Here is a 26,677-nt window from a genome sequence, read left to right on the forward strand (position 1 = left end):
AGATAATGTATAAATACCATGGGACTACATTTTATAAAGAGAATTTCTCAAATACTATTCTTATCCATCTTTATTGCTTCATGTTCCAGCGATCTGGACTTTGATCAGACTAAAGACTTAAAGTTAGAACCTGCTTTTGTGGCTAATCTGGCTTATTTTGATGTCCCTGCAGCTTCGTTTATAGACAATGGTACCGAACAGCAAATAGCTTTTGATGTTCAGGATTTTGATATTTTTAAAGAAAAATTTTTAAGAGACAATCTCGTTAAAGCTGAGTTTGATTTTGAAATGGAGAATACGATAAACAGGGCTTTTACACTTAATGTATTGCTTCTGGACGATAACAATAAAATTCTTCAAACCATCACACTTGCCATTCCTGCCTATTCAGGAGGCACAAATGTTATAAAATATCCTACTGAAGTATTCGAAAATCAACGATTAGATTTATTAAAGCAATCCCGAAAACTTGGTTTTGTAGTTGTAATGGCACCCGGTCCGCCTTTAAACGGAACCAGTGCAGGCAGTTTAAAATTACGTTCAAGTGCAACCGCTTATATGGTAATCGAATGAGAAAGATACAGCTAGTCTTCATAGTGTTGTTTCAGCTTTCTTGTTTGGCTCAAAATAAAGAAGTGCTGTATAATTTTATCGCCATTCCACAATCTTCGCTTGTAAATCCGGGGGCAGATGTTGCCTATAAATATTATTTTGGAGTTCCGGTTTTGTCCGGAGTTTCGGCAAATTTGGGTTCAGGCAGCTTTTCGGCTTATGATTTGTTTGCCAATAATGGGGTGAATTTCAACGATAAAGTCCGAAATGTCATTAATAAATCATCAAGTAAAGACAAAACTCAGATCAATCAGCAGCTCGAGTTGTTTTCGGGAGGTTTCAGGGTTGGAGGAAGAGACAGTAAGTCGTACATTTCGTTCGGTCTCTATCAGGAATTTGATTTTTTAATGTACGTTCCTAAGGATCTTGCCGTACTGGCATTAGACGGGAATAAAGATCATATTGGGAAATCGTTCAATTTGGCCGATTTAAACATGAGAGCCGAAATACTCTCCGTATTTCATGTAGGTTTTCATAAAAAGCTAAGTGAGAAATTAGTACTGGGTGGTCGTGCCAAGATTTATTCGAGTGGTGCCAATGCTACATCAACCCGAAATTCAGGATTTATTTATACCGGTCAGGCTGCGGGAACTCCTAATTTGTACAATCAGGTAATTTCTTCTAATTTGGAAATAAGGACTTCCGGGATTGCGGCATTTACAAAAGATGAGTACGATGGGAGTATTCCAAAGGATCTTGTACACAATACTTTTTTTAACGGAAGTTTAGGTTTGGGATTTGACGCAGGATTTACCTATTATTTTAAAGATAATCTTCAGCTTACCGGAAGTATTGTTGATCTGGGGTTTGTGAGACAGTCCAAAGATATTGAGACTTTAACCTATAAAGGAACGTATCAATACCAGGGTGTAAATCCTGATTTTATGAATTCAAACGAACCAAAGAACATTTTTGATGAATTTGATAAGGCAATACCACGCGACACACTTTACAATAAATACACCACCCGCAGACCAACGAAATTCTATTCTTCGCTACAGTACTCCTTTGGCGAATCACGTTCTGATGAAGAAGACTGTAATTGCAAAGGAAAAGTCACCAGAAAATACGTGAATGGTGTAGGAGGGCAGTTGTTTGCTATGGCTTTACCTGTAGAACCTTTTGTTGCGGTAACCGCTTTTTACCGACGCAGTATTTTCGAAAAGTTAGATGTAAAAGCGACTTATACCGTTGACTCTTATTCGAGTAAGAATATAGGTTTGGGACTTTCCGGCACATTGGGAAAACTAAATATGTATGTTCTCGTCAATAATGTTTTAGAATTCAAAGACGTTTCAAAAGCCAATAGTATGGCGTTTCAGTTTGGGTTTAATTTTATTTTTAATGAAGATTCTGATGAATAGCCTTTCTCAATTGTAAAATGTAAACTGCGACTGAAAACTGCGACTGAGACTATTAATGATGTCTTTATTTCCCTGTCATAATTTGTAATACCTTTCCTGTAAATATAAATTTATGAATAAGTTAGCATTCAAGTTATCAATTTATTCACTATATTTGCACGCAATTCAACTAGAAATTGCACCATGATAGCACACAACTCCAAGATTATCGGCGAAGGTTTAACTTACGACGATGTATTATTAGTACCTAACTACTCGAATGTGCTTCCTCGCGAAGTGAGTATTAAATCAAAGTTTTCACGAAATATAACACTTAATGTTCCTATAGTATCAGCTGCTATGGATACCGTTACCGAAAGTTCAATGGCGATTGCTATGGCTCAGGAAGGTGGAATTGGTGTTTTACATAAAAACATGACGATCGAGCAACAAGCTGCGAAAGTTAGAAGAGTAAAACGTGCGGAGTCGGGAATGATTATCGATCCGGTAACTTTACCAACAAATTCAACTATTGCAGATGCAAAAAATGCAATGAAAGAATTCGGAATCGGTGGTATTCCAATCGTTGACGAAAATAAAATACTTAAAGGAATCGTTACCAACCGTGATTTACGTTTCGAAAAAAACGGAGCAAGACCAATCGCTGAGGTAATGACTAGCACAAACTTAGTGACTGTTGCTGAAGGTACTTCTTTAGAGCAGGCAGAAGTAGTTTTACAAGGACATAAAATCGAAAAATTACCGGTAGTAAATGCTAACTACGAACTAGTTGGTTTAATTACTTTCAGAGATATTACAAAACTGACTCAAAAGCCAATTGCAAACAAAGATGTTTTCGGACGTTTGAGAGTGGCAGCGGCAATCGGAGTTACTGGTGATGCGGTTCAAAGAGCTGAAGCCTTAGTGGCTGCAGGTGTTGATGCTATTATTATTGATACTGCTCACGGACATACTGAAGGGGTTGTAAATACCCTGAAAGAAGTAAAATCTAAATTCCCAAACATAGATGTAATTGTAGGTAACATCGCGACTCCGGAAGCGGCTAAATACTTAGTTGAAAACGGTGCTGACGGTGTTAAAGTTGGAATCGGACCTGGTTCTATCTGTACAACCCGTATCGTTGCAGGTGTTGGTTTTCCTCAATTCTCAGCAGTTCTTGAAGTAGCTGCGGCGATCAAAGGAACAGGAGTTCCGGTAATTGCTGATGGTGGAATTCGTTACACAGGAGATATTCCTAAAGCTATCGCTGCAGGTGCTGATTGTGTAATGTTAGGATCATTACTAGCAGGAACAAAAGAATCTCCGGGAGAAACGATCATTTTCGAAGGAAGAAAATTCAAATCTTACCGCGGAATGGGTTCTGTAGAAGCCATGCAAGGTGGTTCAAAAGACCGTTACTTTCAGGATGTTGAAGACGATGTTAAAAAATTAGTTCCGGAAGGAATTGTTGGACGTGTTCCTTACAAAGGAGAGTTAAACGAAAGTATGCTTCAGTTCATTGGTGGTCTTCGTGCCGGAATGGGATACTGTGGTTCAAAAGACATTCCAACTTTACAGGAGTCCGGACGTTTTGTTAGAATTACATCAAGTGGAATTACAGAAAGTCACCCGCATAACGTTACAATTACAAAAGAAGCTCCAAATTATTCAAGATAATTTTTAGTTTTCGACATAAAACAAAAGGCATAAGAGTTCGTTTCTTATGCCTTTTTTGATTTTTACGATTCGGTTTTATGACCAATGCGGCTGTTCATAATGTCTTCGGTTGTGATGTCAGAGTGCAGTAGATTTTCCATTTTAGAAGTTTGTCGTTGTGCTTCTAAGGCATAGCCAAACATCTTTTGTTCATAATCGTCAATGGCGTCCTGTAGCGTTTCAAATGTTCCATTGGTTAAGTTTTCGGTTAATTGATAGGCGTCCATCAGTCCCATATTGACACCTTCGCCTGCAAAGGGAGGCATTAAATGTGCGGCATCACCAACAAGTGTAATATTAGAATGTTTTTCCCAGGGTTCTTCCAAAGAGAATAAACGCAAAGGCAGCCCAGAAAAATCAGCTGCAACGGCAAAGAATTTTTTATAGTCATCACCCCAGTTTTTAAAAGTTTCATTCAAAAAAGCTCGTACGGCGGTGAGATCTTCAAAGTCAATTCCGTGGTTTGAGATCCAGTTTTCATCTGCTTTAAAAGAAACTCCGAAATGAACGGAACCGTCGCGTAAGGTATGCGTATAAAACATTTTCTGTTCGCCCATTGCCATTACATTTCCGTCGCCATATTTGGGTTTGAATTCTGGATAATCACGATCAGGGTGGGTAATTTCTCCCTGAATAATGTACGTTCCCGAAAGTTGAGGTTCCTTATGCGTTACAAATTTTCTCGCATTCGATCTTCCGCCATTGGCAACTATCACAAAATCGGCGGTTGTGGTAGTGCCATTTTTGAATTCTAAATGGTATTGTGCTCCCGTTTTTTCAATATGGGTTAAATGACTGTCCCAAATTACCGTATTGGCATTTAGATTTTCGAGCATGATTTTTCTCAAATCATTACGATCAATTTCAGGTCGTGCATAGGCATTTTCTTCGCCCGGCATCTCAGCTGAAGTAATGTTCCCCTGCATATCAGCCATTTTTTCGCCGGTTGGACGTGCGTACTGATAGAAGACCTCCATTAAAGCTGCTTTTTCGATTGCTTTTTGACCTGAATCCGAATGAATGTCCAATGTCCCGCCCGAAGTTCTGGCCTGTGCATTTAGATCCCTTTCGTAAACGGTTACATCAGCACCGTTAATTTGTAAAATTCTCGCTGTGGTTAAACCAACAGGCCCGCCACCAATAATGACGATCTTTTTGTTTTTTATAAGTGAATGGTTCATGTCTTGTTGAATTAGGCAACAAATATATAAATAATAAATGAACGTTTATTCATTTAAGTGTTAAATAGTTTTAAAGGCGCAGAGGTGCAAAGGTTCATAGGCTCAGTGGGGGCGTGAATTTTATAAAAAAAAATCAGTCAGAACCTTTTGAGAGATGGTTTTGACTGATTGTAATGCTGTCGCTTTTTATAAAATAGAGTTAGGGCGTAGCAGATTGTTCGGCTTCTCTAAGTTTTTGATTTTCTAAGATCTCCTGTATAAAGGACTGGGTTTGGGTTTTTATTTCTGATTCTGATAGATCCAGTGCTTTAGGATTTTTTACTAATGCATACCAGGGTTTTGGGGTGTCAAAAGGATAATTTCCAAAAACAATCACTGGAGTTCCTTTTACTTTTACATTTTCCCGGTCTTTCAAAATCCATTCGTCAGCCCATTTGTAAAGATCTTTGGCGTCGTTTTCCTGTAATCTCAAACAAGAATGCGAGGCAGGGTATCCCGGTAAATCATACTGATGGAAACCGACTCCCAATTTATTTTCGATATTAAAATTCCATTTTAAGTCCCATTCGTCGTTAAAGGTGCTGGTTGTTTTCTCGGCCTTCCAGTTGGTAAAGAACAATCCGGTTGGTGTGGGATCTTTTTTTCGTCCCATATTGGTTGGACCTGCGTATATTAACTCTCCATTCTCATAAGCAGCAAATGCCTGAGTAGGATAGGAGAAAAGGATCACTTTCGAAACTTCTTCTAAAGCGGCGACATGAGTTGGAAATGGAAGATAGTAGACCAAATCACCTGTGAAATCAGCAGGAATAACAACTGAGTCCATTTTGACGAAGTTCTTTTGATCCGTTCGGTTTATGGCGTAGGCAATGCGAAGTTTACTGCTGTCGGAGGCATTGGTTTTAAGCCATTCTTTTGTGTTTTCAAAATGATAGGAGATTAATTTCGGTTGCGTACGTTCGATCGTTTTTTTAGGCTTTACTTTGCCTTTCGTTTCGGTTGTTTCATTCTTTTTACAAGAACTTATTAAAACCAAAACGACCAGTAGTAAAATACTTGAGGGGTATCGTAACTTTCTCATAATTGTATTTTTTATACTAGTAAAGTTATTTGATTACCAGTCAAATCGTTTATACAATTACCTGAATAGTTTGTTGGATTTTCATTTGGAACCTGTTTCTGTTTTATCTTTTGAGTCAATTAATTTCAACGTATATTCAAACGGCGTATCCTTATTTTGTACAAAATCATCAATAGTCTGTATGACTTCATGATCGGGAATTACACCCCTGCCAAAAATCTGATTGGGTTTTTTAGGGGCATCCTGTTCGAGGTTAACAATCGAAAATTGCGTTTTTATTTTTGTATTCGGAAGTTCGTATTCCACGGGTGTGTGTCCGTTATGACCGTAATAACCACCCATTGTTTCTTCACCAACAATTATAGCGTTGGTATGGCCTGCGACTAAAGAAGCAAAGAGCGATCCAGCAGAGGCTATTCTGGGGCTTATTAATAGATAAATCTGTCCTTTAAAGCTGTTTTTATCGGGCTGTAACAAACGATTGAATTTAGGATCTTGCAGGTACAGTTTTCCTTTCAGTTCAGGATATTCTTCTTTAAGTTCGGCTTCAAATTCATGGAGCTCTTCGATCTTTTTTTGTGGCTCAGTTTCTTGATAAATAAAATACTGAGGGTAGGGAACTTTTTGGAAATTAATAAATGCCGATGTATTTTCTCGATACGGTTTTTGTGTTAGATAAGAAAAAGCGACAAGGTCGTTAGGATCGCTTCCGCCACCATTACTTCGAACATCTACAATTAAATTTTTGATTTTCGGATGCAGCGTGAGAAGCTGAAAACAGCTGTCGAGATACTTTTTATAAACTATATGTTCTTTGTCTTCTGCATTTATTCCAATTGCAAAAGTGGGTATAGAAAGTAATGCAGTATTTGGAGCAGCGAGTTTGAAAGTGTATTTGTTTTTAATTTCCCCATAGAACAGGCTATCAATAGGTAAAGAATGTCGGTTTTTAAAGTTTTGTTTTCTTTGATCGTTCGAAACAGCGGCAATCGTTTTGGATTGTTTTTGAGTTTGATCGGGGAGTGAATATTCGACCAGGAAATGCTCTTTTGGGCCGTATTCCAGTTCGAAATACCTTCCGAATGAAGCAGTGATTCCTATTGATTTCCCCGACATGTTGTAACCGTCGGTCGTGTAATATTTGTAGAAATGAGAGATTATTTTCTCGATTTTAATACCATTGATTTTATGAATTTGAGATCCAATAGGAATTTCGGAATTCTTAAAATTGACAATTATTTTATTACTGAGCAGTTTTACAGGATAGGGAAAGAAAACTTTTCCCGATGTGTATTTTTTTAGAAATTCATCGGGAAGTTTGGTGTCATTGTGTACGCTGCCTTCAAAATCAGTGATTTTGAGGACTATTTTATAGAAATCCAGTAGCGATTTAGGTTTTTTTAATTCTGAAAACGCCCACGAATAAATACTGTCGATCTGTTTTTTGGTTCGGTATTTATAAACTCCTGAATTGGCTTTTTCTCTAATTTCCTTAAAAGTCGATAAATCCTGTTTTAGTTTTGCAGCAGGCCATTTTTCATTTTGTGAAAAGAGCAGACAAGGAAGAAACAGAATAAGAAAAATTCTAAAATAGTGCATTTGATCAGTTTTATTTTGTCAAATATAGTAAAATAAATCTTACAATAAATTTTTTATTTTCGCATGCTGTAACAATAAAATAGTTTTCGCATCTGTAATTTCGCCGGATTGAATCATGGCGTAGGCCTGATCAAAGGTGTATTCCAGAACCTCAATATTTTCTTGTTCCGCGTCTAATCCGCCACCGTCGTTTACTTTCATTGTTTCGTCGTATTCTCCAACGAACAGATATAAAATTTCGGTTACAGATCCTGGTGACATGTAGGTTTCGATCACTTTTTCTACTTTTTGCAGACGATACCCGGTTTCTTCTTCGGTTTCGCGAATAATAGCCTGTTCGGGATGATCCTGGTCCAAAAGACCGGCACAGACTTCGATCATCATTCCGGTTTTATTTCCATTTAAATAGGTAGGTAAACGAAATTGTCGGGTCAGAATAACCGTTTTTTTAGTGGTATTGTAGAGTAAAATAGCGGCTCCGTTTCCACGGTCATATACTTCACGAATATGAGATTCTATTTTACCATCTTTCATTTCGTAATCAAAAGTTACCTTATTTAGGATGTACCAATTGTCTGATAATAACTGAGTTTCGGTAACTTTAATTTTTGGATTTTTCATCATTAGAAATGTTTATATAAAAAAAACGCTCTGATTATCAGAGCGTTTAGAGGGATTATTTTGTTATCGTTTGCTTTCTGTCTGGTCCAACCGATACAATTTTGATTGGCACTCCAACTTCTGCTTCAATAAATTCAATATATTCTTTTAGCTCGATTGGCAATTGATCGTAAGAGGTCATTCCGGTTAAGTCAGCTTGCCATCCTTTAAATTCTTTATAAACAGGAGTTACATTTTCAGGCTCGATGTTGTATGGAAAGTGAGAAATGTTTTGTCCTTTGTAGTTGTATTCAGTACAAACTTTTAAGGTTTCAAATCCTGAAAGAACGTCACCTTTCATCATCATTAACTGAGTTACTCCATTTACCTGTACGGCATATTTTAAAGCTACTAAATCCAGCCATCCACAACGTCTTTGTCTTCCTGTAACAGATCCAAATTCGTTTCCAACTTTCGCCATTGTTGCACCTACTTCGTCAAAAAGTTCAGTAGGGAATGGTCCGCTACCTACACGTGTAACATAAGCTTTGAAAATTCCGTATACTTCTTTGATTTTGTTAGGAGCAATTCCTAAACCGGTACAAGCTCCGGCAGCTGTAGTGTTTGATGAAGTTACAAACGGATAAGTTCCGAAATCAACATCTAATAAAGAACCCTGAGCTCCTTCACATAAGATTGATTTACCAGCTTTTTGAGCCTGGTACATGTATTCTTCACTGTCAATGAAATCCAGTTTTTTTAATTCTTCAATAGCTTCAAAAAACTCTTTTTCAAGTTCAGCCAGATTGTATTGAATCGCTACATCATAAAAAGCAATCATTGCTTCATGTTTGTCAGCTAACGCTCTGTAACGCTCTTTAAAGTCTTCTAATTCGATGTCTCCAACACGCAATCCGTTTCTTCCGGTTTTGTCCATATAAGTTGGTCCAATTCCTTTAAGAGTAGAGCCGATTTTTGCTTTCCCTTTTGATGCTTCAGATGCAGCATCTAATAAACGGTGTGTTGGTAAAATTAAATGTGCTTTTCTTGAAATGATCAGTTTGCTTTTGATGTCAAGGTTAAACTTCTCTAAACCTTCAATTTCTTTTTGAAAAACTACCGGATCTATTACAACACCATTACCAATGATGTTTACTGATTTTTTATGAAAAATTCCGGAAGGAATGGTTCTAAGTACGTGTTTAATTCCGTCAAATTCTAAAGTATGTCCTGCATTTGGTCCTCCTTGAAAACGTGCAATAATATCATAATTTGAGGTAAGAACGTCAACAATTTTTCCTTTACCTTCATCTCCCCATTGTAATCCTAGTAATAAATCTACGGTCATTCTATTTTTAATTTGCGTTGAGGCAATCCGAGTTGCCCTACTGATTAATGTAGTTAATTTTCTTTTTTTATATTTTTTGAATAATGCCTTTAGGAATTATTGTTTTTGCTTTTTGTTTCCGTAGAAATACAAAGAATGATTTGTAATTTCAATATCAAATATTTCTTCGATTGTTTTTTTGATGGTTTGGATTCTTGGATCGCAAAATTCAATTACTTCACCAGAATCTGTCATGATAATATGATCATGTTGTTTATCAAAATATGATTTTTCGTAGTAAGCCTGATTTTGCCCAAATTGATGTTTTCTCACCAAAGCGCAGTCTAACAAAAGCTCAATCGTGTTGTACAATGTAGCTCTACTCACACGATAGTTCTTGTTTTTCATTTTGATATATAAGTTTTCTATATCAAAATGTTCTTCGCTATCGTAAATTTCCTGAAGTATAGCATAACGCTCAGGAGTTTTGCGATGCCCTTTTTGCTCAAGATACATTGTAAAAACATTTTTTACAATTTCTTGATTTCTAGTGTTGTCAGTTGAAATGAGTGTCATATCCGGCAAAGGTAATTTTTTATTTTTAATGAATAAAAGTTTCGGGTTTAAAGTTTAACGTTTTAATTTGTATTCGATCCGTAATAAAGTATCAATTACAGGTGTTTGTAGTGATAAATTTAAAAAAATCAGACGAACATAATTAACATAATTGTTTTTATTTATGAAAATACTAACATTTTTTTACTTCCTTTTTGTCATGTACATGTACCAGTTCCATTCCCATGATTTTCCAGAATCTGCAGACATAGCCTGACTCCATACCGGATTATTTTCATCTCTTGCATCCCATCGGAATACCTGAAAAACTTTTTTGCCTTCAAAGGTATCTTTAGAGAAAAAATGCCCGACTTTGTTTTCAAAAGAGCCTATTACGGGTTTGTCTAGGATTCCGGTAGTTGAATCGGACCAGTAAATACTCCACAATCGGGTTTCAGGATTGAATAATCTGACGGTCATGCCTTCAAAGGGCTTTCCGTCAAAAGTGGCAAGAAAATTATCAATATTGCCAATTCCGTGCAGGATTTTATACATTTCCTGTGTGGAGGGAAATTCAATCCATTCTGTACAGTTTGAAAGCCTTTGTTTTAATTTTTTGTTTCGAATATCCGATTTTCCCTGAAAAAAATCAAAATCATCTTTTGACGAAGTATCGGAAGCAATGATAATAAGCTCGCCGTTTTCATCTAAATGGATCTTAGGAATCTCCAGTACCTCATTTTTCATATCAAAAAGTCAGATTCGATTAAATTCAATTTGGAATTAAGTTCTGTATTCTCTGGTTACTTTATCAACTCCGTCAATTTTCTTAATGGCATTGATCATTTTCTTCAAAATGGTGTTGTTTTGAACGATAACGGCAATCTGCCCGTGAAAAATTCCGGCATCGGTACTTAGTGAAATACTCTGGATATTTACGCTCATGTTGTTGGAAATAACCCTGGTCAGTTGATTCGTAAGTCCTAAAACATCCATTCCTGTTATGTTGATAATGGCTTTGAATTCCTCTTGAGAAGAATCAATCCATTTGGCGCTCATAATTCGGTAAGCGTAATTGGACTGCATGCCAATCGCATTAGGGCAGTCTTTTTTATGAACTTTGATTCCTTCGTTGATGGTTACAAATCCAAAAACATCATCTCCCGGAATCGGGTTACAGCAGGGTGAGAGTTTGTAATCCAGTTTATCATGTTCTGTTCCAAAAACCAGCATGTCATAGTTGCTGCTGATGATGGGTTTGTGAATGTCTTCGGAAGCAGTGGTATCTTTGTTTCTCTTAATTTTATTTTTAAAGAAATTGATAAACGTATTGCTTTTTTGCGCCGCATAATCTTTTAATTGCTGATTTTCGATCGCACCAATACCCACTCTGTAAAATAAATCTAAACTGGTTTTAAGTTTAAAAAAGTTAACCAGTTCATTAATCACCTGTTCGTTAATAGTGATTTTTAGATGTTTTAGTTTTCTGGTAAGCAGTTCTTTTCCTTCTTCGGCGATTTTTTTGGTGTTCTCGTTCAGAACATTTTTAATTTTATTTTTCGCTCGCGAAGTGGTTACATATTCTAACCAGTTGACGGTTGGTTTTTGATTGGCAGAGGTAATCACTTCTACCTGGTCGCCACTTTTTAATTCGTGATTTAAAGGTACTAATCGTCCATTGACGCGGGTTCCTCTGGTTTTAATTCCGATTTCGGAGTGGATACTAAAAGCAAAGTCAAGTGATGTGGCTCCTTTTGGGAGTGATTTGATTTCTCCTTTTGGTGTAAAGACGAAGATTTCTTTTGAATATAAATTCATTTTAAAATCTTCTACAAAATCTACCGCATTGGTTTCCTGATTCTCTAATGCTTCGCGAAGTAAATTCAGCCAAACGTCCAGACCACTTTCTTCGTTTGCGCCGTTTTTGTATTTGTAATGTGCGGCATATCCTTTTTCTGCGATTTCATCCATACGTTCGCTCCGAACCTGTACTTCAACCCAACGGCCTTTTGGTCCCATCACGGTAATGTGCAAAGCTTCGTAACCGGTCGATTTTGGAGAGGAAATCCAGTCACGCAAACGACTCGGGCTCGGTCTGTAATGATCAGTAACAATGGAATAGATTTTCCAGGCTACGAATTTTTCGTCATGCTGATCGGATTTATAGACAATTCTTAAGGCAAATTTGTCGTATACTTCGTCAAAACTCACATTTTGAGCTCGCATTTTTCGGCGAATCGAATAGATGGATTTTGGACGTCCTTTAATAACATAATCGATGCCTTCACTGTCTAAGGATTTCTTCAAAACATCCGAAATGTCTTTGATGTAAGCATCCTGTTCTTCTTTTGTTTCTCTAATTTTGCTTACGATATCATTATAAACAGCTGGTTCGGTATATTTTAAACCTAAATCTTCAAGTTTGGTTTTGATATTATAAAGTCCCAAACGATGGGCAAGTGGAGCGTAAATATAAAGTGTTTCTGAGGCGATTTTGGTTTGTTTGTATTCCGCCATAGAATCCATGGTTTGCATATTGTGCAAACGATCGGCCAGTTTGATCAGAATAACACGAACGTCATCATTCAGTGTCAGAATCATTTTTCTGAAATTTTCTGCCTGCATAGAGGCATTCAGGTCTCTCTGAACTAATGAAATCTTGGTTAGACCTTCTACCAATTGAGCTACTTTCGGATTGAACAGGCGTTCGATATCCTCCACAGTCAAAGGGGTATCTTCAACAACATCATGTAATAAGGCCGCAGCGATAGAGGTCGCTCCCAAACCAATTTCAGAAGCAACTATTTTTGCAACTGCAATAGGATGAAAGATATACGCCTCACCAGATTTACGTCTTTGTTCTTTGTGTGCATCAACAGCAACATCAAATGCTTTACGGATAAGTTTTTTGTCGGTTGGGCTTAAAGTCTGATAACTGATTCGAAGTAACTCTTTATACTCTTGTGCAATTGCTTTGTTTTCTTTTTCAATATCTATTTCTATCATAACGGCATAGTTCAAGTACTAAAAATAAGAATAAGTTTGAATATACGCAAGGGAATGGAGGGTTGATTTTAGAATGAGATTATTTTGTTTCAGGTTTCAGGTTTCAAGTTTTTGAGTACTGCTTTTAGATGCAGTTTTCGACCTGAAACCTGAAACTTGAAACCTGGAATTACTCTTTTAAAAAATCCAAATCCTGAAAATCGTAACTAAAATCAGTTAATTCAGAAATTGGGAGCATTTTTAAGTTAGCGACTTTTCCGTTTTCATCGTATTTGAAAAGTAAATGTGCATCGGCATGAAAGAAAGCATTGTTCCATTTTACGACATAATTTCCGTCTTTGTAGAAAAATACTTCGCCGGCCAGCTGCGGAGAGCGTTTGGAAGCAAAATAGACTTTTCCTTTTTTCTCTGTAATGGTGATTTCTCCAAACCAATTGTCTTTGTAAGTTCCGGTTATTTTAGAAAAATCGGTTTTAAGTTTGTCTTTTTTGTTTTTGGCAACGGTTGCCCAGACTTCATCGGTTACCTTGTCGGCTGATGCTTCACTGGCTTTCATGCGGTTGCTGTAAAGGGTTACGTAGTCATCGGATTTAACTCCGAGATAGCTGTCTTTTATGGTATTGGTGATCGCGCTAAAAGCGGCTCCTGACTGCTGATTGGTTAAAACAATAATGCCTAAGCCTAATTCCGGAATCAAAGTAGTTTGCGTTACATTTCCTTCTAATCCTCCCGTGTGCGAAACCTGTTTGTACCCTTTTACATCACTCAGGAACCAGCCTAAACCATAACCTGAGAAATGGGTGTTGTACGGAGGTCTCGTTTTTGCCGGAATGATGGTTTGCAGTTGCCACATTTCATCGTGTTCTTTCTCTGAAAACAATTGTTTGTTATCGCCGTATTTTCCGTTATTGATTTGCAAAATGGCCCATTTACTCAAATCATTTACACTGGAATAGATTCCGGCTGCCCCATCGAAAAGCTGATTTTCATAACGTTTGATGGTTTTAAGTTTGCCATCAACCGGCACATGAGGGGTGATAACGTTGGTGGTGTCTTTTAAACGTTTTACTGAAGCTACACTATTGTTCATTTCCAGAGGTTTCATGATGCGTTCTTCAACAAATTCGGCCCAGGTTTTACCACTTACCACGTGTACAATTTCACCTGCTACAATGTACAGTAAGTTGTCGTAATCGTATTTGGTTCTAAAACTGGAAACGGGTTTTAAATATCTTAGATTATGCACAATATCGGCTGCTTTAAAATCGCTTCCGTCCGGCCAGATCATTAAATCTCCGGCTCCGAGTCCGAGTCCGCTTCGATGAGTTAATAAATCACGAATCGTGAATTCACGGGTTACATAATCGTCGTACATTTTAAAATCCGGAAGGTATTTTACGACCTTATCGTCCCATTTTATTTTGCCTTCATCCACGAGCATCGCCAATGCTCCTGAGGTAAAAGCTTTACTATTAGACGCAATCCCGAAAAGGGTATTGGCATCTACTTTTTGCTGTGTTGTGATTGATTTTACTCCGTAACCTTTTGCCAGAACTACTTTTCCGTCTTTTACAATAGCGACTGCAATTCCGGGTACATCAAATGCTTTTAGGGTGCGATTGACCAGTTCATCGACTTCCGGATTGGTTATTTGAGCTGAAAGAGTAAGGCTAAATAATAAGGCTAAAAGTGATAATTTGTAGTTCATGACAGTATGTTTTGGTTTAGTTAAATCCGCGCTGACGTTTGGCTTCGAAGATTAGAATAGCAGCCGCGACCGAGACATTCATACTGTCGATTTCGCCCTGCATGGGGATGATAATGTTTTGAGTGGCAGCATCCCTCCAATCCTGCGTTAGGCCGGTGGCTTCCGTGCCTACAACCAAAGCGGTTGGGGTTGTGAAATTCTGTGTATGATAAGAGGTAGAATTTTGCAGTGTGGCACAGTAAAAGTCAATCTTTTTTTCTTTTAAAAAGGCAATGATTTCAGCTGTTGTTCCTGTTGCGATTTGGTTGGTAAACAAACAACCGACACTGGAGCGTACAATATTTGGATTGTATAAATCACTTTTTGGGTTTGCAATTAATACAGCATCCAGATTTGCAGCATCTGCAGTGCGTAAAAGCGCGCCGATGTTTCCTGGCTTCTCCGGTGCTTCGGCAACCACTATTAACGGATTATCTGATAATTTCAGATCAGATAACAGCATCGATTTGGTTTTAGCCACAGCCAGAATCCCTTCGGTGGTGTCGCGATACGCTAGTTTTTGATAAATTTCTTTATTGATTTCGATGAGTTGAACCGGACCGTTCACTAATTTTTGAATCTGATTTTCGGTAACCAGCTCGGGTAAAAATAAAACGGTTTCGATTTCGTAACCTCCTTTTGTTGCCAATTGAATTTCACGTAAACCTTCAATCAAAAATGTTCCGGTTTGTTTGCGGGCTTTGGCCTTTTCCTGTAGTAAAACAAGCGATTTTATAAACGGATTTTGTATTGAAGTAATTTGTTTCATTTTTTTTTGAAGGTACTTAGGTTCTGAGGGGCTAAGGTACTGAGATTTTTTTTAAAAGTTGCAAAGGTTTTTCTGGAGGTACTTAGGTTCTGAGGTGCTAAGGTACTGAGGGTTTTTTATAGGGAGTAGAGATGTAAAACGGGTATAAAAAAGTTGCCACGAATTTCACGAATTTTCGCTAATTCATATTTTGCTTAAAGCTGGTAAAAATTAGTGTAAATTGGTGAAATTCGTGGCAAAAAAGAATCTTCTTATTTTTGAAGTACTTCCGAAATCTCGTTTGCTACGGGGTGTGAGGCTTCAAAAGTATAGCCCATGATTTTTGCAATGGTTTGTGCAACTTGTTTTTGATACAATTGAGAGTCTGTTTTGATTTCTCCTTTTGCTGCGATTTCAGGTCCCATAGCAGCGAACCAGATTTGTGAAGCACCTTCAACATCAGCCCCATGATCGGTCCACTGTGCTTTTATTTTGTCGCCACGGCCGTGATCTACGGTGATTAATATCGTCGTTTTGTTTTTGTATTGCGGATCATTTTGTACAAAGTTCCAGATTTCCTTAATCCATTTGTCTACCTGGTTTGCAGCGTCAAGATACGATCTGTAATGTCCGGCATGTGCCCATTCATCGGTTTCTCCGTAGGCAATGTAAAGTACTTTTGGCTTTTTGGTTTTAAGTTCGTTCAAAGCCTGATAATGTGTAAAAACATCCAGACATTCATCCTGATGAAAAGGTTTGAAAGAGTTGTTGCGCATTTCATTCAACAATTTCTGAGTCTCGGTAGGCTTATCTCCTCCCACGTTATCAAAAGCAGATATTACAGGAAAACCACTTCTTTTTTCGTTTAAAATTCGATCAAAAGCATCCCAGGCACCAAAAGCGGCAACTCTTCCTTTTAACTTCGATTGCTGGTTTAAAAATTCCAGAACATTCACATTCGGATTGTCTTTGTAATGATTGGAATTGACGGCAACATCAACATTTCCGGTCATGATCTCGCTGTATCCGGGATAACTAAACCAATACGGATTTGATACGTCTACTTTACTGCCTAAGTCACGATTGCCATAAATTTGCCCTTTTGTGGCAATTTCAGACCATAGAAAAGGCATGATTTTTTTTCGGCTTTCTTTCAGGTCAGCACTTGCATATTTTTTGTGGATATAGGTACTGTCTCCCTGATTGAATTTTTTATCATTGGCAATTGCAGCATCCATTCCTTTAAAAACTTCCTGCCATCTAAAGCCGTCAGTAGTAATAATGATGATGTTTTCTGTTTTTTGTGCATGAGACAAAAGGCTTGTAAAAACGAATACAAGTACAAGTAGTTTTTTCATTTTCTTAAGGAATTACAAAGGTTCAAAGTAACAAAGGTTCAAAGTTTTTTTGACTAATCTTAATTTTTATAAAGAACTTGACGTTTTAATAATATTTGCAAAAAACGATCCCTGCCATTTTACTTCTCACAAAGAAAAGTATTCCTCACTGCTATAAAATTCCTCTGGCTTTAATTTCTAAATACTTATTAATCGCGTCCAGAGTTAAATTTTCAGGTTGTGTTAAAACAGAGTGTATGCCGTATTTTTTGAGTTCGTTTGCGATTAAACGTTTTTCGAACATGAATTTTTCAGCGATTACTTTGTCGTAAATTTCCTGAATGGTATCCGTTTTTTTGTTGATGATCGTATTCAGTTCTGTATTGCTAAAGAAAACGACAACCAATAAGTGACTTTTTGCAATTCCTTTTAAATATGGTAATTGTCGGTTTAAACCGTCCATCGTTTCAAAGTTAGTATATAAAATGATCAAACTTCTTTGATTGATGTTTTTCTTGATGTCTACGTACAAACGGCTGTAGTCACTTTCGAAAAAATCGGTTTTGATATTGTATAGGGTCTCCAGAATTTTTTGCATCTGAGAGGCTCTTTTTTCGGCAAAAACCCGGTTTTCTATTTTTTTAGAGAAGGAAAAAATTCCTGCCTTGTCCTGTTTTTTCAGAATAACATTAGACAATACCAAGGTCGAATTGATCGCATAATCCAACAAACTCAGTCCGTCGAATGGCATTTGCATGGCGCGGCCTTTGTCGATCGCCATGTAAACAGACTGCGATTTCTCATCCTGAAACTGATTGACCATGAGAGCATTTTTCTTGGCGGTGGCTTTCCAGTTCAGCGTTCGGAGGTCGTCACCCTGAACATATTCTTTAATTTGTTCAAATTCCATGGTATGACCAATTCTGCGGATCTTTTTGATTCCGTATTGGTATAAATTATTTGAAAAAGCCAGTAAATCATATTTTCTTAATTGGATATAAGACGGATAGGTGGGAACCATTTTATCTTTATCGAAAGAGAATCTTCTGGAAATTAATCTTAATGGGGAAGAAACATAAACATTCAGGTAGCCAAAGTAGTATTCGCCACGTTCTGTAGGTCGTAATTCATACCCAATTTCTTTTTGTTCTGCAGCTTTAACGGTCTTTACAATTTTGAAATCACGTACCTGAAACTGAAACGGAATTTCGTCAATAATTTTGACTGAAATTTTAAACGTATAATGGTTTTTGATGCTAATCGTAACGGGATTCAGGTCTCCGTTGGAAAGTTTTTCCGGTGTAGTTCTTTCTGCTTCAATACCCGTTTTGCTAAGATAGAGCAGGAGTATATCGAGTCCCAAAAAAGTCAATAAAATTAAAACGATAAACCAAACTGCGTTGTACAAATTTGGAAAAATAAAAGCACAAACAAACAATCCAATAATGCCCAGAAGCACATAGAAGAAAAAGTTATTGAGGTAAAGGCTTTTGATGAATTTCAATTTTAATAAAATTAGGGTTAAAGATCTTTTATACTATATTTTAGTAAAGCTTTTATAATCAAAACCGTCTAAGGCGGCTATTTTCCATATTCCATTTTCTTTAACTACTGTTACTTTATACTTAGGACTATCTTTCCATTCTGTCCATGTCCAGTAAAATGTAGCTTTGTTATTTTGGATTTTTAAGTCGTTTACTTTTAATGTTTTCCAATACGATTCCGGATTATCCTGACAATCACACCATGGGTTGCTATCGTTACCGTATGGAGGTAATTCTCCAACCCAATATTCGATTTTATTGTTCTTAAGATTCTCTCCAATTTTCAGTGCAATTTTGTTATAATTGTCGATAAATTGTTGTGCAAAAAAATTAGAGTTTTTAAGCTCGTTTATTATTTTATTATGTGTTTTTGTATTTAGTGCCACATATTTATCTCCCTTTTTATTTTCTATAACATCAAAGTCACCTTGTGTTTTTTTGGTTTCGATCCATTCATAGACTTTTCTTATTAACGTTTCAATTTGTTGTTTGTCCGCTAAAAAATAAATTGATCTATTGGTAGTATTCGTCTGTTTAGTATTCATAGGTTTAAAACTTACCAATGTGATACCCAGAAGAAACAAAAAGAAAATTTTAGAATATTTCATTTAAAAAAGGTTTGTTATTAGACATAGTACCGAAAACTGCCACTGCGACTGAAAACTGCGACTAAAAAACTATCTCGGAATCTCGACCGTTTCAATAATTTGTCTGATGATTTCTGAACTGGTAATACCTTCCATTTCACGTTCGGGAGCTACGATTACACGATGTTGTAAAACCGGAACAGCCGCTTCTTTAATATCTTCAGGAGTGACAAAATCGCGCCCGCGGATGGCAGCGAAACCTTTGGCAGCATTCAAAATTGCAATTGAGGCACGAGGAGAGGCTCCTAAATACAGGAAAGCATTTTCACGTGTGTTGACTACTATTCTGGCTATGTATTCCAATAGATTTTGCTCGACTCTGATTTGTTTTACCAAAGCCTGGTACTCTTTTATTTCAGCGGCAGACAGTATGGTTTTGATGGCTTCCAGTTTTCCATGATCCTGTAGTAAATGCTCTCTTTGGATAATCAGAATTTCTTCGTTTAGTTTCGGATAATCAATAGTGATTTTGAATAAAAAACGATCCAATTGTGCTTCGGGCAAACGGTAAGTTCCTTCTTGCTCAATTGGGTTTTGAGTGGCAATGACCAAAAATGGGGTTTCCAGCTGATAGGCCAATCCGTCAATCGTAATCTGGCGTTCCTCCATTACTTCAAAAAGCGCGGCCTGTGTTTTGGCAGGAGCACGGTTTATTTCATCGATTAAGATTAAGTTGGAGAATATAGGCCCTTTTTTAAATTCAAATTCAGATGTTTTTAAATTAAAAATCGAAGTTCCCAAAATATCCGACGGCATTAAGTCCGGCGTAAATTGGATACGGCTAAAGCCAATGTTCAGGGTTTTGGACAGAAGTTTGGCCGTGATGGTTTTTGCAACTCCGGGTACTCCTTCAAGTAAAACGTGCCCGTTGGATAAAATAGCAACCAAAAGCTGATCGACCATCTTGTGCTGTCCTACGATTACAGTTTCGAGTTCTTTTTTGATCGCGCTGACATGATCCAATAGGGGAGCTAAGTTGATTCGGGTTTCAAAATTCACATTTTCATTTGTGATTTCCGGTGTTGTATTGATATCGTCCATGATGGGTTTGTTTTCTTTTTATTGAATTCGGCTGTAATTTTTTTAATGTAAAATCTTCTCTATCGCAGTATTGATTCGGATCAAATCTTCCTCAAGGCTGCCGTGATAACTATTTCGATGTTCGTTAATCAGGAATACAAGTTCCTGAATATCGGTTACCTTTTTACCTGTTTTATGATGCAATTTTTGAATAAAATTATCGTCCAGCTTTGTGGTGTCGATTAAGTATTCATTTCTAATTTTTTCTAAAAAGTAAATGATTTTTTTATCAATAATATTGGTATGATCGCCTTCCTGATAATATAAATTCCCGATGGTTTTTGTAAAATCGACGGTTAAATTGGGCAAAGGTTTTAATATGGGAACAATTCGCTGTTTTCGTTTGGCATTAAAAATAATGAAAATCAACATTCCGAACAAAAAGAAATACCAGGCCCATTTTAAACCGGGCTGACTTAAAATGTAACGCAGCGGCGATTCGGAGATACTCTCGTTATTTTGTCCTTTGGTGTACCAAAAAATATCTCCTTTAGGCAGGAAAGACAGGACACTTTCGGCATATTCATAATGGTTTGCTTTCAGTAAATGGTAGTTTGTAAAAGCAAGCGGTTGAGTATGCAGGTAAAAATGCCCATTATGATAGGGTACTTTTATAAAATTGATGTGCTTTTTTGCTTTTTTGAGCGAAGCCATCTGATAACCCAAAACAGTTGTATTAGCGGTGTCAATTTTAGAAAAATAATCTTCCAAAGTTTGTGCGAACTTATATTTTTTGGCTTTCAGCTGTGGGTTGGCCAGCCAAACCGTTGTACTGCCCGAGTTTTGATAATCGGAATTTACTTCGACTTTTAAACTGTCTAGCAGGTATTTGGGAAAGGTTTTCATGCTCAGAAAAGCATTATTTCCACGCGATACAAAATAAAAAAGCTCGTTTACCGACTCTTCATCAATCGTATTTGATTCGGAAATGTTGATGAAAGTTCCTTTTATTTTATAGTCTTCTACCAGAGTATCATTGTTGTATTTTGAATCTAAATACTCGTAAGGCGTTAAAGTTGCAATGCGTTCTACGGTATGATTTTTAAAAAAGCCATTGATTTCTTTGTCAAAAACATAAAGTCCAAAAGGAATTTTGTCGTTGACAGAGTAGGTTGGCCTCCAGTCGATAGGCTTCGGACGGTCGTGATCTGCTACTAAAATTAAGATTAGAATAAAAAGCAGTACAGCAATATAAATTTTAAGTGTTTTACTCATTGCTAAACGTTTTTATGGCTTTCTTAAATCGATTTTCGGCCTTTTTAAAAGTGATTTCATCAATTTCAAATTCACCATACCAGATATAGTTGTACAAATAAGACAAATAGGTAAACTCTTCCTTGTGTGCGGGTTTTTGAAGTTCGTACAAATAATCAGAATTGGTCTTTTCGATATCCCATTCGATGTAGTGATTTTGTGCCATCACTTTTAAAAGCCAGAGATAATAATAACGAACGGCAGTTCTTTTTTCTCCGGATTGTATGCTTTCTTTAATTAGTTTATCGAAATCTAAAAGGTGTATGTTCTTTTCGATGTCTGAATAGTAAATGTTTTTTTTCTTCGCATTTTTTCCAAAAATCCACTGTCCTTCTTTATTGATTATGGCTTTTGTAATCAAATAAATGACAAAAATGATGATGATAACCGCCAGTACTCTTAATAAAACCGAAACAAAATTAACGGAGGTCTCAGGACTTTCAAACTCAAACCAATCTCCAAAAAGACTGGCCAACCACTCTTTAAAGCGCTGCCATAGGCCTTTTTCGGGAGCTTTGAATTCGTAAACAAAACTGGAATCGGTATATTTTTTTTTGAAGTTTTTAGCGAAACTTTTAATTTCTATGGTGTCAGAAGTTACCCGAATATCTTTTTCAGTGTATTTTACGGTAGCTATTTTCGGAGGTTCGGCTGTAGCCAAAGTGTCCTGGGCACGAGAGATACCCGAGAAAAGCAGAAAGGATAAAAAGAATAGAATTTTATTCATTATCGGTTCCGATTAACTCAATTTCGCTATTTGAAATTTTTTCTTCTGCTCCCAGACTATAATACATAATTCCCTGATTAATCATGATCATGTTGTTGAAGATATTACTCAGCGTAAAGATCAGAATAAAAATAAAAGTCAGAAAGAAAATTAAGAACGGAGAATCGCCCATAGTTTCCGGATTAAATTCTGAACTCCCCAGAGCGGTCAGGAAAAACATAAATATGCCTGCAAAATAGAAAACCATAGTGATCGATCCCTGAATCATCTGCATCATAATAAGTATTAAAAAAGTTGCCCCTATCGAAGTCCAGAAATCTTTTTTCAGCAAAAGATAAGCATGATTTAAGGACTGAAAGAAACCTTTGTCTTCTGACAGGTAGGTATAAAAACTAAAATTGACCCAGGTAAATAAAGTGGGTATCGCAATTAAAAGCAGTGGAATACCAACGATTAAAAAGCACAGGAAGAAGAGTAAAATGATAACAACAAACAGCATTGGAACGACTAAAAATATAAGTCCAAAACAGAATTTGATGATCTTCCAGAGGTTTTGTCTAAAGATCGTTACGACATCTTCTGTGGTGAAATTGTTTTTGCTTTTTTGGTCGACCAGTTTTAAATATAGTATTGGATAAGTCGAATTGAAGAGCGATAAGGCGATAATAACAACAAAAAAAAGGACGATAAAACCAATTAAAAGACCAAAATTATCGTTGAAGTAGCCTGCAAGATTGTCAGATTCCGGATGGTCTAAACTTTCATTAATTACCGCCTGAAAATTACTTTTTAGAAAGAAAAATACTAAAGCACCTACGATAAGCAGAAAGGCTCCGTTGATGATGAAAAAGATTTTAAAAAAGTGTTTTCCAAAAGTTTTGAAAAAACTGAAGGTATCTACGATATAGTCGCCTAATTGTCGTTTTTTGTAAAGCTCAAACATTATGATAAAGTTGTTTTTTTGTGAACAATAAAAGGGTAAATCAAATAATAAAATGAAATTACGGCTAATGTAAGCAAAATGATAAGACTGCTTAACCAATTGGGCATATCAATTGAATATCGGGTGATGAAACCTTCAAGAAAACCTGCACTGATGGTAAACGGAAAGGTACTCAGAAATATTTTGAAACTATTTTTGAAACCTATTTTAAAGGAGTTCATTCGCGAGAAAGTTTTGGGAAACAGGATCGAAGCTCCTAAAATAAAACCGGCAGTAGTTTCGATTACAATTGCAAAAATTTCCATGGCCCCATGAATCCAGATTCCGCGTACGCTTTTCCAGAAAACGCCCTGTTCGTAGAAGAAATATTGAAAAGACCCCAGCATAATACAGTTTTGAAGGAAGATATAAAAAGTACCAAGACCGCCAAAAATTCCATAAATGTAACACCGTGCCCCTACATAAAGATTGTTCATGGTGATGCCAATAAAACTTCCCCAATTGCTTCCGGAGCCGTAAACGGCCATTGGATTTCCTTTTTTGATGTTCTCCAGGGTCATGTTAACATAACCATCGCCTAGAATGAGACGAACAAAATCCTGATCGTATCTTGCCGAAACGACGCCAATTCCAACCGTGATAAAAAATAGCACAAAAGCATACATTAAATAGCGTTTGTACTCGTACATCAGCAAGGGAACTTCTGTCATAAAGAACTCCAGGAACTTATTTTTTTCTGTTCTTTTGGTTTTATAAATTTTCTGATAAATTTGTGAGGCAAGATGATTGAGGTAAATAACGGTTTTACTCTTCGGATAGTACGTTTGGGCATACGCCAAGTCATTCATCATCTGAATGTACAAATTAGCTAACTCGTCCGGATTTTTTTTAGCTTTACCAAAAATAGCTAGTTCAAATTCCAGCCATTTTTCTTTATTTTGTTTTATGAAGGCGACTTCTCTCATTGCAGGCTAAAATATAAAATATGTCAGAATTATCTATAAATACAACACAAAATGTCAAAATAAATTTTATCGCCGCAACTGTCGGGGAAAGAATAGGTTCTTATTTCATCGATTTGGCGATTAAAGTGGCCTATGGGATCGTAATTTCCCTGATATTTTTTTACGTTTTTAATTTTGATAAAGTGCTGGATACCTTAGACAGCTGGTCAAGAGCATCGGTACTTTTACTATTGTATTTTCCCTTTATTATTTACACACTAGTCTTAGAAAGTATTTTTGAAGGACAGACCATAGGAAAGAAACTGGTCAAAATAAAAGTGGTAAAAATTGATGGTTATCAGGCGGGCTTTGGCGATTATTTGATGCGTTGGTTTTTTAGACTTGTTGACATTTCAATCCTGGGAGGAATCGTGGGGTTAATATCGATAATCTCAAGTCAAAAAGGACAGCGATTAGGAGATATGGTTGCAGGAACGGCCGTAATCACGCTAAAAAATAAAATCAATATCAGCCACACCATCCTCGAAGAAATAGGAGACGCTTATGTTCCGACCTATCCTTTGGTGATTAAATTGTCGGATAATGATATGCGAATTATTAAGGAAACTTTTCAAAGTGCACTAGCCAAAAACGATCACGAAATTATTTATAAACTGGTCACTAAAATAGAGAGTGTTACCGGAATTAAAAATCAATCCGGAAATAATACTGATTTCTTAAGAGTTATCCTCAAAGATTATAATTTTTATACCCAGAATATGTAGCCGTAAAAAGGATAAATGAAGGTTATGACAAATATCATTTTTTAAATACGAGAAATCCTTTAATTTTACTACTGTTAAAATCAGCTTGTTATAAGTTTGATTAGCAGATTGTGTTTATTATTTATTTTTTGAAAAGGAGGGACCGAAAATCCATAAGAGTAGGATCATTTAAATCATAGAAAGAATGAAAATTACAAAGGTTTTTGCGATTATAATGTTACTGTTTTCCATTGCCAATTTTGCTCAGACCGGAAGCAAAAAACTGGATAAAATAATAAAAAGAGATTATCAGATTATAGAAGGTACAATTGCAAAAATGTCCGATAAAACGGTTGAGTATTCTTTACCGGGAGAGACCTTACAAATTTCACTGGATGTATCTCAGATTGCCAGAATTGATTTTGCCAGCGGGCGTTCACAAACTTTTGATGTGTCTGCAAATACTTCAGTATCCAATACTGCGAATTCTGTTAATTCAGGACAGTCTTTTGCTGCAGCCGAAATGAAACCCAATACCATTGCTGTACTGCCAGTTCCTTATTTGAATTCGGGCACTTTAGAAAGTTCAGAGGAAATGGCAAAATTTGCTCAAAATGATCTTTACAATAAACTGCTGGATAAGTCATCAAATTTATTTCCGTTAACCGTTCAGGATCTAAGAGTAACAAACAGTTTGCTGCATAAAGCAGGAATTGATTATAAAAATATTGACGAAACCCCAATCGAAGATCTTCAAAAAATTCTAGGCGTTGACAATATTATAGCAACAAAAGTTTCGTATACGATAACAGAAGGCTCAATAGCTTCAACTTACAATAGTGGAAGTGCTAAGGTGAGTGACAATAATAAAAAAGTAAAAACGAGCGATGTTTCAACCACAAGTGCAAGCACACAAACCTACTATAACTACATGGTTTATTTTGACATGTACAAAAACGGAACGAAAATTTATTCTCAAACCCGTAAGCCATTCCTAAATGTAAAAGACAGTTGGATGGATTCTGTTTCTTATCTGTTAAAAAGAAGTCCGATTTATGTAAAAAAATAAATTCTCAGACAGAAGAACTCTTAAAGAATAAAAAACAAATTTAACCTTTGTACCTTTGCAGCTCTGTATCTTTGCAGCTAAAAAGTAAAAAATGTTTCATTTATTAGATCTTATCGGTACTATGGCTTTTGCCATGTCGGGTGCTTTGACGGCGATGCATAAAAAACTGGATCCGTTTGGCGTTTTTATCATTGCTTTTGTGACGGCTGTAGGCGGCGGAACGCTCCGCGATGTACTGATAGGCAGAACTCCGGTAGGATGGATGTTGGACTTGCAATATGTATATGTAATTATCATTGGTTTCGCCTTTGCCATTCTCTTCAGAAAAAAGTTTGACCGATTGCGTACTTCGTTGTTTCTGTTTGATACGATCGGATTGGGTGTTTTCACTTTAATTGGACTCGAAAAAGGAATTATGATTGGTTTACATCCTGTTATTTGTATCGCTTTAGGAACGATGACAGCTTGTTTTGGAGGTGTGATCCGGGATATTTTGTGTACCGAAATTCCAACGATTTTTAGAAGAGAGATTTACGCAACCATTTGTATTTTTGGGGGAGTAGTATTTTTTATCCTTAAAAAACTGAATTTAGAAGACGATATTTTGTATTTAGTAACCTCTGTTGTGATGATTATTACACGTTTACTGGCCGTAAAATATAAATGGTATTTGCCCGCATTTGAACACAGGTAAGATTTTTTAAACGATATTAGCGTGCTGAAAATTTAAGAGCCGCGAATTCACAAACGTAATTTAAATTTTTGTTGTTCAATAAAAATTAAATTTGTGAATTCGCGGCTTATTTTTTTAATAAGTTTGTTCAAATAAAACGCAAGAGGAGAACCCTAAAAC

Annotated in this window: 24 protein-coding genes; 6 read left to right on the top strand and 18 right to left on the bottom strand. The window is 36.6% G+C overall.

Annotation, left to right across the window (positions count from 1 at the left end):
• Nucleotides 1–18 precede the first annotated feature (18 nt).
• The 3 genes from ACN1CN_RS06935 (at nucleotide 19) to guaB (ending at nucleotide 3,632) form a co-directional block, all read left to right on the top strand.
• The gene (locus ACN1CN_RS06935; RefSeq protein ID WP_419135122.1) at nucleotides 19–573 is read left to right on the top strand and encodes a hypothetical protein; all 555 of its coding nucleotides are present in this window, start codon (nucleotides 19–21) and stop codon (nucleotides 571–573) included.
• Nucleotides 570–1,976, top strand: a complete 1,407-nt coding sequence (locus ACN1CN_RS06940) for a DUF5723 family protein (RefSeq protein ID WP_419135123.1) — start codon at nucleotides 570–572, stop codon at nucleotides 1,974–1,976. Before ACN1CN_RS06935 ends, ACN1CN_RS06940 begins: the two co-directional genes overlap by 4 nt.
• A 183-nt stretch (nucleotides 1,977–2,159) precedes the next feature.
• On the top strand, nucleotides 2,160–3,632 hold the full coding sequence (gene guaB / locus ACN1CN_RS06945; RefSeq protein WP_264523219.1) for an IMP dehydrogenase: 1,473 nt from the start codon (nucleotides 2,160–2,162) through the stop codon (nucleotides 3,630–3,632).
• Nucleotides 3,633–3,694: 62 nt separating this feature from the next.
• Here the strand turns inward: guaB and ACN1CN_RS06950 are convergent, their stop codons facing one another.
• The 18 genes from ACN1CN_RS06950 to ACN1CN_RS07035 form a co-directional block, all read right to left on the bottom strand.
• A complete protein-coding gene (locus tag ACN1CN_RS06950) occupies nucleotides 3,695–4,852 on the bottom strand; it encodes an FAD-dependent oxidoreductase (RefSeq protein ID WP_419135124.1) in 1,158 nt (385 codons plus the stop codon).
• Nucleotides 4,853–5,051: 199 nt separating this feature from the next.
• A complete protein-coding gene (locus tag ACN1CN_RS06955; RefSeq protein WP_419135125.1) occupies nucleotides 5,052–5,933 on the bottom strand; it encodes a L,D-transpeptidase in 882 nt (293 codons plus the stop codon).
• Nucleotides 5,934–6,014: 81 nt separating this feature from the next.
• Nucleotides 6,015–7,532 carry a S41 family peptidase gene (locus tag ACN1CN_RS06960; protein ID WP_419135126.1) on the bottom strand — a complete coding sequence of 506 codons (1,518 nt, stop codon included), beginning with the start codon at nucleotides 7,530–7,532 and terminating at the stop codon, nucleotides 6,015–6,017.
• 39 nt (nucleotides 7,533–7,571) lie between these two features.
• On the bottom strand, nucleotides 7,572–8,153 hold the full coding sequence (locus ACN1CN_RS06965) for an NUDIX domain-containing protein (protein ID WP_419135238.1): 582 nt from the start codon (nucleotides 8,151–8,153) through the stop codon (nucleotides 7,572–7,574).
• 55 nt (nucleotides 8,154–8,208) lie between these two features.
• Nucleotides 8,209–9,480 carry an adenylosuccinate synthase gene (locus tag ACN1CN_RS06970; protein WP_264523223.1) on the bottom strand — a complete coding sequence of 424 codons (1,272 nt, stop codon included), beginning with the start codon at nucleotides 9,478–9,480 and terminating at the stop codon, nucleotides 8,209–8,211.
• A gap of 96 nt (nucleotides 9,481–9,576) precedes the next feature.
• Nucleotides 9,577–10,035, bottom strand: a complete 459-nt coding sequence (locus ACN1CN_RS06975; protein WP_029268726.1) for a Fur family transcriptional regulator — start codon at nucleotides 10,033–10,035, stop codon at nucleotides 9,577–9,579.
• Between the two features lie 183 nt (nucleotides 10,036–10,218).
• Nucleotides 10,219–10,761: a hypothetical protein gene (locus ACN1CN_RS06980; protein ID WP_419135127.1), complete on the bottom strand. Its 543-nt coding sequence runs from the start codon at nucleotides 10,759–10,761 to the stop codon at nucleotides 10,219–10,221.
• A gap of 36 nt (nucleotides 10,762–10,797) precedes the next feature.
• A complete protein-coding gene (locus ACN1CN_RS06985; RefSeq protein WP_264523225.1) occupies nucleotides 10,798–13,020 on the bottom strand; it encodes a RelA/SpoT family protein in 2,223 nt (740 codons plus the stop codon).
• A gap of 169 nt (nucleotides 13,021–13,189) precedes the next feature.
• Entirely contained in the window at nucleotides 13,190–14,728 is a 1,539-nt protein-coding gene (locus ACN1CN_RS06990; RefSeq protein ID WP_419135128.1) for a serine hydrolase, read from the bottom strand.
• Between the two features lie 16 nt (nucleotides 14,729–14,744).
• On the bottom strand, nucleotides 14,745–15,536 hold the full coding sequence (locus tag ACN1CN_RS06995; protein WP_419135129.1) for a TrmH family RNA methyltransferase: 792 nt from the start codon (nucleotides 15,534–15,536) through the stop codon (nucleotides 14,745–14,747).
• 251 nt (nucleotides 15,537–15,787) lie between these two features.
• Nucleotides 15,788–16,873, bottom strand: coding sequence for a phosphoglyceromutase (locus tag ACN1CN_RS07000; protein ID WP_419135130.1), 1,086 nt, complete (start codon nucleotides 16,871–16,873; stop codon nucleotides 15,788–15,790).
• Between the two features lie 151 nt (nucleotides 16,874–17,024).
• The gene (locus ACN1CN_RS07005; RefSeq protein ID WP_419135131.1) at nucleotides 17,025–18,356 is read right to left on the bottom strand and encodes a DUF58 domain-containing protein; all 1,332 of its coding nucleotides are present in this window, start codon (nucleotides 18,354–18,356) and stop codon (nucleotides 17,025–17,027) included.
• A 33-nt stretch (nucleotides 18,357–18,389) separates the two neighbouring features.
• Nucleotides 18,390–18,941: a hypothetical protein gene (locus tag ACN1CN_RS07010; protein WP_419135132.1), complete on the bottom strand. Its 552-nt coding sequence runs from the start codon at nucleotides 18,939–18,941 to the stop codon at nucleotides 18,390–18,392.
• A gap of 132 nt (nucleotides 18,942–19,073) precedes the next feature.
• Nucleotides 19,074–20,084, bottom strand: a complete 1,011-nt coding sequence (locus tag ACN1CN_RS07015) for an AAA family ATPase (RefSeq protein ID WP_419135133.1) — start codon at nucleotides 20,082–20,084, stop codon at nucleotides 19,074–19,076.
• Nucleotides 20,085–20,126: 42 nt separating this feature from the next.
• Complete coding sequence (locus ACN1CN_RS07020) at nucleotides 20,127–21,338, bottom strand: DUF4350 domain-containing protein (RefSeq protein WP_419135134.1); 1,212 nt, start codon at nucleotides 21,336–21,338, stop codon at nucleotides 20,127–20,129.
• Nucleotides 21,331–22,104 carry a DUF4129 domain-containing protein gene (locus tag ACN1CN_RS07025; protein ID WP_419135135.1) on the bottom strand — a complete coding sequence of 258 codons (774 nt, stop codon included), beginning with the start codon at nucleotides 22,102–22,104 and terminating at the stop codon, nucleotides 21,331–21,333. Before ACN1CN_RS07025 ends, ACN1CN_RS07020 begins: the two co-directional genes overlap by 8 nt.
• Complete coding sequence (locus tag ACN1CN_RS07030) at nucleotides 22,097–23,047, bottom strand: hypothetical protein (RefSeq protein ID WP_419135136.1); 951 nt, start codon at nucleotides 23,045–23,047, stop codon at nucleotides 22,097–22,099. The genes ACN1CN_RS07025 and ACN1CN_RS07030 overlap by 8 nt, the downstream gene beginning before the upstream one ends.
• Entirely contained in the window at nucleotides 23,047–24,012 is a 966-nt protein-coding gene (locus ACN1CN_RS07035; protein ID WP_264523234.1) for a stage II sporulation protein M, read from the bottom strand. The genes ACN1CN_RS07030 and ACN1CN_RS07035 overlap by 1 nt, the downstream gene beginning before the upstream one ends.
• 20 nt (nucleotides 24,013–24,032) lie before the next feature.
• Between ACN1CN_RS07035 and ACN1CN_RS07040 the strand changes: the two genes are divergently transcribed.
• From ACN1CN_RS07040 to ACN1CN_RS07050, 3 genes are all read left to right on the top strand, one after another.
• The gene (locus ACN1CN_RS07040; RefSeq protein WP_419135137.1) at nucleotides 24,033–24,776 is read left to right on the top strand and encodes an RDD family protein; all 744 of its coding nucleotides are present in this window, start codon (nucleotides 24,033–24,035) and stop codon (nucleotides 24,774–24,776) included.
• Nucleotides 24,777–24,960: 184 nt separating this feature from the next.
• Nucleotides 24,961–25,824 (top strand): hypothetical protein, encoded by an 864-nt coding sequence (locus ACN1CN_RS07045; RefSeq protein ID WP_419135138.1) that lies wholly within the window; start codon nucleotides 24,961–24,963, stop codon nucleotides 25,822–25,824.
• Between the two features lie 91 nt (nucleotides 25,825–25,915).
• Nucleotides 25,916–26,518, top strand: a complete 603-nt coding sequence (locus ACN1CN_RS07050) for a trimeric intracellular cation channel family protein (protein ID WP_264523237.1) — start codon at nucleotides 25,916–25,918, stop codon at nucleotides 26,516–26,518.
• Nucleotides 26,519–26,677: the final 159 nt, after the last annotated feature.

It is taken from the genome of Flavobacterium sp. T12S277, from assembly GCF_048514875.1.
Classification (GTDB): Bacteria; Bacteroidota; Bacteroidia; order Flavobacteriales; family Flavobacteriaceae; genus Flavobacterium.

Bases quoted from the DNA above. Each gene is read 5' to 3' on its own strand.
- ACN1CN_RS06935 (WP_419135122.1), top strand. From the start codon at position 19: ATGGGACTACATTTTATAAAGAGAATTTCTCAAATACTATTCTTATCC.
- ACN1CN_RS06940 (WP_419135123.1), top strand. From the start codon at position 570: ATGAGAAAGATACAGCTAGTCTTCATAGTGTTGTTTCAGCTTTCTTGT.
- guaB (WP_264523219.1), top strand. From the start codon at position 2,160: ATGATAGCACACAACTCCAAGATTATCGGCGAAGGTTTAACTTACGAC.
- ACN1CN_RS06950 (WP_419135124.1), bottom strand. From the start codon at position 4,852: ATGAACCATTCACTTATAAAAAACAAAAAGATCGTCATTATTGGTGGC.
- ACN1CN_RS06955 (WP_419135125.1), bottom strand. From the start codon at position 5,933: ATGAGAAAGTTACGATACCCCTCAAGTATTTTACTACTGGTCGTTTTG.
- ACN1CN_RS06960 (WP_419135126.1), bottom strand. From the start codon at position 7,532: ATGCACTATTTTAGAATTTTTCTTATTCTGTTTCTTCCTTGTCTGCTC.
- ACN1CN_RS06965 (WP_419135238.1), bottom strand. From the start codon at position 8,153: ATGAAAAATCCAAAAATTAAAGTTACCGAAACTCAGTTATTATCAGAC.
- ACN1CN_RS06970 (WP_264523223.1), bottom strand. From the start codon at position 9,480: ATGACCGTAGATTTATTACTAGGATTACAATGGGGAGATGAAGGTAAA.
- ACN1CN_RS06975 (WP_029268726.1), bottom strand. From the start codon at position 10,035: ATGACACTCATTTCAACTGACAACACTAGAAATCAAGAAATTGTAAAA.
- ACN1CN_RS06980 (WP_419135127.1), bottom strand. From the start codon at position 10,761: ATGAAAAATGAGGTACTGGAGATTCCTAAGATCCATTTAGATGAAAAC.
- ACN1CN_RS06985 (WP_264523225.1), bottom strand. From the start codon at position 13,020: ATGATAGAAATAGATATTGAAAAAGAAAACAAAGCAATTGCACAAGAG.
- ACN1CN_RS06990 (WP_419135128.1), bottom strand. From the start codon at position 14,728: ATGAACTACAAATTATCACTTTTAGCCTTATTATTTAGCCTTACTCTT.
- ACN1CN_RS06995 (WP_419135129.1), bottom strand. From the start codon at position 15,536: ATGAAACAAATTACTTCAATACAAAATCCGTTTATAAAATCGCTTGTT.
- ACN1CN_RS07000 (WP_419135130.1), bottom strand. From the start codon at position 16,873: ATGAAAAAACTACTTGTACTTGTATTCGTTTTTACAAGCCTTTTGTCT.
- ACN1CN_RS07010 (WP_419135132.1), bottom strand. From the start codon at position 18,941: ATGAATACTAAACAGACGAATACTACCAATAGATCAATTTATTTTTTA.
- ACN1CN_RS07015 (WP_419135133.1), bottom strand. From the start codon at position 20,084: ATGGACGATATCAATACAACACCGGAAATCACAAATGAAAATGTGAAT.
- ACN1CN_RS07020 (WP_419135134.1), bottom strand. From the start codon at position 21,338: ATGAGTAAAACACTTAAAATTTATATTGCTGTACTGCTTTTTATTCTA.
- ACN1CN_RS07025 (WP_419135135.1), bottom strand. From the start codon at position 22,104: ATGAATAAAATTCTATTCTTTTTATCCTTTCTGCTTTTCTCGGGTATC.
- ACN1CN_RS07030 (WP_419135136.1), bottom strand. From the start codon at position 23,047: ATGTTTGAGCTTTACAAAAAACGACAATTAGGCGACTATATCGTAGAT.
- ACN1CN_RS07035 (WP_264523234.1), bottom strand. From the start codon at position 24,012: ATGAGAGAAGTCGCCTTCATAAAACAAAATAAAGAAAAATGGCTGGAA.
- ACN1CN_RS07040 (WP_419135137.1), top strand. From the start codon at position 24,033: ATGTCAGAATTATCTATAAATACAACACAAAATGTCAAAATAAATTTT.
- ACN1CN_RS07045 (WP_419135138.1), top strand. From the start codon at position 24,961: ATGAAAATTACAAAGGTTTTTGCGATTATAATGTTACTGTTTTCCATT.
- ACN1CN_RS07050 (WP_264523237.1), top strand. From the start codon at position 25,916: ATGTTTCATTTATTAGATCTTATCGGTACTATGGCTTTTGCCATGTCG.